The sequence below is a fragment of the Cytobacillus sp. S13-E01 genome, assembly GCF_029193815.1.
Classification (GTDB): Bacteria; Bacillota; Bacilli; order Bacillales; family Bacillaceae_L; genus Bacillus_BV.
Window position 1 is genome coordinate 1 of record NZ_JARFVC010000067.1, and the last position, 4,643, is coordinate 4,643.

The window sequence follows — 4,643 nt, forward strand, 5'->3', positions numbered from 1 at the left end:
ACTGCAACATCTATGTGAAAACAGAGAAGGCAGGCAATCGGGTTATGAACTCTATTACTTCGTTTATTGAAGGGAAACTTAAGTTGAAAGTTAATCTAAATAAATCCGCAGTAGACCGTCCTTGGAAGAGAAAATTTCTTGGATTTAGCTTTACTCCGCATAAAGAACCGAAGGTTCGGATTGCCAAAGTGAGTATAGAACGGATGAAGGATAAAATCCGTGAGATTACCTCTAGGAAGAAACCTTATTCCATGGAATATCGGATAAAGAAACTCAATCAATATCTGATGGGGTGGTGCGGATATTTCGCATTGGCAGATACGCCTAGCGTGTTCACTAAATTTGACTCGTGGATTAAAAGAAGACTTCGGATGTGTACGTGGAAGAATTGGAAGAAACCAAGTACGAAGGTGAGAAAACTCATTGGGCTAGGCGTTCCGAAAGGAAAGGCTTATGAATGGGGAAACTCACGTAAAAGTTACTGGAGAATTTCCAAAAGTCCAATACTACACAGAACCCTTGGAAACTCCTATTGGAGTTCCCAGGGTCTCAAAAGTCTGCTATCCCGTTACGAAACTTTGCGTCACCAATCTTAATTGAACCGCCGTATACCGAACGGTACGTACGGTGGTGTAAGAGGTCGGGGGTTAATCGCCCCCTCCTACTTAATTACGGATAAGAAAGTGTGAAAATTTGACCTGCCTTTGGTTTCTAGCTCCGTGCGCCCTCAGCTTTTCTTATTTAAAATAATCTTTTTCAAGGGCTAACAAGTTTGCGATACATTTGTTAGCCCAATCACTTTCCTCTGATTGTAAGACTTGCTTCATTTGGTCTAATGCGCCCCGAAGCGAATCTTCGTAGAGAGGAATTTCACCATCGAAAAGATGTACCATTTGCATTGGGATATTTGTTTGTTCATTGAAGGATAGTGCACGACGTTCATGAAATATTGGTACATCTACTTTTTTTGGATTATGAAGATCACCTTGCATTGGATGCTTAACAACTGCCTTCACCTTTACTAGATAATGCTGCGGCCGAATACCAGTAACCTCTCCAATATATTTTCCTGTTTTATAAATACCGGTTACTATTTCACCTATTTTAATTTCTTCATTTGACATCTTAAAACACTCCTATCATCATTTTATATACCTATGAACGATTTTTACTATAATACTACTTTACTCTAGTAACAATGCTCAGGAATTCTATCATATAAAACCTTTATGTTTTATGGTATACTAAGCAAATTAAAATAGCCAATGAAAGGTAGTGTAAAAGTGCTTCATTTGATGAATACATTGTATTTGTTTTTGTACTTTCCAGAGGATAAATCAGAATACATACCAGCATTTTTTTCAAGTATGATTTTTCTTATTTTAGCGATTCTGACTATGCGCTTTATTATAAAAATATCGAAGAAAGAACAAGAGAAGGCGAAAGAATTAGAAGAACGATTAAAAGAAAAAGAATAGGCACATAGTAATCCTACTGATTACTTTAATTGGTAGGAGCTTTTCTTTTCTTTTTCTTAATCAAGTAAAATAATGATATAAAAATGATATTATTGATTATTAATATGAATTATGGGAGTTTAGACAATGGAAAAGCATGAGCAATGGACATCTAAGATTGGTTTTATTTTAGCAGCGGCAGGTTCCGCCATCGGACTTGGAGCTATATGGAAATTTCCTTATATGGCAGGAACAAACGGTGGTGCGATATTCTTTTTACTTTTTCTTATCCTTACTATTTTTATCGGTGCGCCAATATTAATCGCTGAATTTATCATTGGCAGAGCCTCGCAAAAAGATGCAGTAAGCTCTTTTAAGATGCTAGTTCCAAAAACAAATTGGTATCTGCTTGGATACATGGGAGTTATTGTATCTTTTATCCTTTTATCCTTTTATAGTGTGGTCGGTGGCTGGATCCTTTCTTATTTATGGAGGAGTATTACTGGTTCATTATCAGGGCTAACAAATGAGCAATATGGGAACTTATTTAATAGTATTATTGCAAACCCCTATGAGGTCTTAATCGTTCAATTTCTATTTATGTTGCTAACGATTTTTGTTGTACAAGGTGGAATTCAACAAGGAATTGAAAAAGCGAGTAAATATATGATGCCTGCATTATTTATTTTGTTTTTAATCTTGGTGGGCCGTTCGTTAACATTGGAAGGTGCAAGTAAGGGTGTAGAGTTTCTGTTAAAACCCGATTTTAGCAGAATAACAGCAGATACTATATTGCTAGCATTGGGTCAATCATTCTTTGCACTTAGTGTTGGTATTTTAGTTATGGTAACCTATGCTTCTTATTTATCAAAAAAAGAAAGTATCGGAAGATCGGCCTTTACAATTGTTGGTCTAAATATTTTTATTTCTTTACTTGCAGGGCTTGTCATTTTCCCGTCAGTATTTGCGTTTGGTTTTGAGCCTGGAGCGGGACCTGGTTTAGTTTTTGTTGTTTTACCAGCTGTTTTTAATGAAATGGTGTTTGGCGGGTTGTTTTTATTTATTTTCTTATTGTTACTGCTTTTTGCTACACTTACCTCTGCATTCTCTATTTTAGAAATAGTTGTTGCTGCATTAGTAAAGGATGAAAACAAAAAAAGAAAGCAAACCACTTGGGTTTCAGGTATTCTTGTATTCCTTGTAGGGATTCCAAGTGCATTATCATTCGGTATATTATCAGATGTCAAGATTTTTAATAAATCAATATTTGATTTCGCGGACTTTCTTACTACTAATTTAGGCCTTCCGATTGGTGCCTTATTTATTTCATTATTTGTAGGCTATAAATTACCAAGAAAACTAGTTAAGACTGAGCTAGAAAACGGGACTAGGGGCATCGGTTTTCTCTTTGATATTTGGTATTTCTCAATTAGGTTCCTTGTACCGACTGCTATTTTCCTAATATTTATGAATTCACTAGGATGGATCTAAAAAAGTTGAATGTAGGTGGTTTTGATGGACATTTTACTAATAAGGCATGGTCAGTCTGAAGCTGACCTCTTAAATGTTCATGAAGGAAGAGCGGATTTCCCATTAACTTAGATTCTAAATTTTACGGAACATTTAGATGGATGAAGGCAAAAGCTTCATCCATTTTTTTGAGCATTTCTGCTCGAGTATCACTATGAAAAAGCGACTTTTAGCCTTTTTAGTCCATCCTTTAGTGTACTTAATGGACAGCCGATATTCATTCGGACAAAGCCTTCTCCACCAGGACCGTAATTATGTCCTGGTTCTAGTGCTAATTTACCCTTCTTTACTAAAGCGGACTTTATCTCTTCATCTGTTAAACCTAACTCTCGGCAGTCTAGCCAAACGAGGTACGATGCGTCAGGGGTCATTACTTTGATCCTAGGCAAATTGTTTTCTATAAAAGAGGTTAGGTACGTAATGTTTCCCTGCAAGTAGGACTGTAAAGAATCTAGCCATGCATCTTTCGAATTTCTTCTGGTGCTTTGAAATCCATATCGGCAACCCACATAGGTAGTACATCTGATTCGCCAAAGATATGGTCAGCTAAATCCCACTTCACAGAATGCGTATCTTTCCGTTCGATAATGCTGTCAAAATTAAATTTACTCACAGTCTACCTCCTGAATATGTAATAAAGGATAAGTTATGATAAAATAAGATATGCTTTTTAAAATAAAACCATAACAATTAGGTGATTAAAATGGATATGCAAGGCGTAAATCTTCAACTGATGGATCTTCTTGAAAACTGGGATCCGCTAGGGCATGGCATAGGTGCATATGAAACAGAAGCTGTAGATGTTCTTCAAGCTGTTCATCAAATCGATGATTCTTTAAGGCTATCGAAAACAATTCAATCTATATATGAATTCTCGTTTGAAGAGAATATTCCTTTATCAGCTTGTAAAGAGATGGCAGACAAATTATTACTAATAAAAAATAATTCCTCATGTGAATTATAATAAATAAGAGGCTGACTCAGGAGCTAAGAGGTCAGACCCCACAAAACTAATGTGGAGTCTGACCAACTTGGAGTCAGCCTCTTTTTATTTAAAAAAATGAGTATCCCCTTGACTCAGAATGATGTATACCAAGAACCAATGTTTGGTAATAATGGTTACTAACAATCGTTCTTGAAAGGGTGTTTAGTATGTCCAGATACCAAAAAATGAGTCTGATTTCTTTCCAAAAACAGTTTTCGACCGAAGAAGCTTGTCATGATTATCTCTTTTCATTGAAGTGGTCGAATGGCTTTTGTTGTGAAAAGTGTGGTCATGATGCATACTTTGAAACAAAAACGCGTAAGCACAAGCTTTATGAATGTAAAAAGTGCCGGTATCAAGCTACTGTCACTGTCGGAACTGTGATGGAAAAAACAAGAACTGACTTAATTAAATGGTTCTTAGCCATCTATATGATCGCTCATGATAAACGTGGTGTATCTGCGACAAGGCTTTCAGTAGAACTTGAAGTAACGTATAAAACCGCTTGGCTTATGCTTCATAAGATTCGCCAAGCAATGAGAAAACGTGATGCAAACTATACGCTAGCAGGAATCGTAGAGCTAGATGATGCCTTCTTTGGTGCGCCGTCCGAAGGCGGAAAGCGCGGGAGAGGCACAGACAAAACCAAGGTATTAGTAGGTTTATCCTTG

The 4,643-nt window shown here is 36.6% G+C and carries 8 protein-coding genes and 1 pseudogene; 6 read left to right on the forward strand and 3 right to left on the reverse strand.

All coding sequences use genetic code 11. The features are described 5' to 3' along the window. The coding region (locus tag PY093_RS21040) for a group II intron maturase-specific domain-containing protein (RefSeq protein WP_275645404.1) at positions 1-596 on the forward strand (596 nt) is incomplete at its 5' end. A 141-nt stretch (positions 597-737) separates the two neighbouring features. Here PY093_RS21040 and kapB read toward each other — a convergent pair. Then, positions 738-1,124, reverse strand: a complete 387-nt coding sequence (gene kapB, locus PY093_RS21045) for a kinase-associated lipoprotein KapB (protein ID WP_275647696.1) — start codon at positions 1,122-1,124, stop codon at positions 738-740. A 171-nt stretch (positions 1,125-1,295) separates the two neighbouring features. Here kapB and PY093_RS21050 point away from each other — a divergent pair, with 171 nt between their 5' ends. The 3 genes and pseudogenes from PY093_RS21050 to PY093_RS21060 all read left to right on the forward strand — a co-directional run. Further along, entirely contained in the window at positions 1,296-1,478 is a 183-nt protein-coding gene (locus PY093_RS21050) for a hypothetical protein (RefSeq protein WP_275647697.1), read from the forward strand. Between the two features lie 126 nt (positions 1,479-1,604). Beyond that, entirely contained in the window at positions 1,605-2,948 is a 1,344-nt protein-coding gene (locus PY093_RS21055; protein ID WP_275647698.1) for a sodium-dependent transporter, read from the forward strand. Positions 2,949-2,972: 24 nt separating this feature from the next. Further along, positions 2,973-3,056, forward strand: a pseudogene (locus PY093_RS21060) (histidine phosphatase family protein); the annotation flags it as partial. 83 nt (positions 3,057-3,139) lie between these two features. On the opposite strand, the gene PY093_RS21065 reads toward PY093_RS21060, so the two are convergent. After that, positions 3,140-3,358 (reverse strand): hypothetical protein, encoded by a 219-nt coding sequence (locus tag PY093_RS21065; RefSeq protein WP_275647699.1) that lies wholly within the window; start codon positions 3,356-3,358, stop codon positions 3,140-3,142. An 80-nt stretch (positions 3,359-3,438) separates the two neighbouring features. Beyond that, entirely contained in the window at positions 3,439-3,600 is a 162-nt protein-coding gene (locus PY093_RS21070) for a hypothetical protein (RefSeq protein ID WP_275647700.1), read from the reverse strand. Positions 3,601-3,690: 90 nt separating this feature from the next. Between PY093_RS21070 and PY093_RS21075 the strand changes: the two genes are divergently transcribed. Beyond that, a complete protein-coding gene (locus PY093_RS21075; RefSeq protein WP_275647701.1) occupies positions 3,691-3,951 on the forward strand; it encodes a DUF1871 family protein in 261 nt (86 codons plus the stop codon). A gap of 188 nt (positions 3,952-4,139) precedes the next feature. Next, on the forward strand, positions 4,140-4,643 hold a 504-nt coding region (locus PY093_RS21080; protein ID WP_275647702.1), incomplete at its 3' end, for an IS1595 family transposase.

Bases quoted from the DNA above. Each gene is read 5' to 3' on its own strand.
- PY093_RS21065 (WP_275647699.1), bottom strand. From the start codon at position 3,358: ATGACCCCTGACGCATCGTACCTCGTTTGGCTAGACTGCCGAGAGTTA.
- PY093_RS21050 (WP_275647697.1), top strand. From the start codon at position 1,296: ATGAATACATTGTATTTGTTTTTGTACTTTCCAGAGGATAAATCAGAA.
- PY093_RS21055 (WP_275647698.1), top strand. From the start codon at position 1,605: ATGGAAAAGCATGAGCAATGGACATCTAAGATTGGTTTTATTTTAGCA.
- PY093_RS21075 (WP_275647701.1), top strand. From the start codon at position 3,691: ATGGATATGCAAGGCGTAAATCTTCAACTGATGGATCTTCTTGAAAAC.
- kapB (WP_275647696.1), bottom strand. From the start codon at position 1,124: ATGTCAAATGAAGAAATTAAAATAGGTGAAATAGTAACCGGTATTTAT.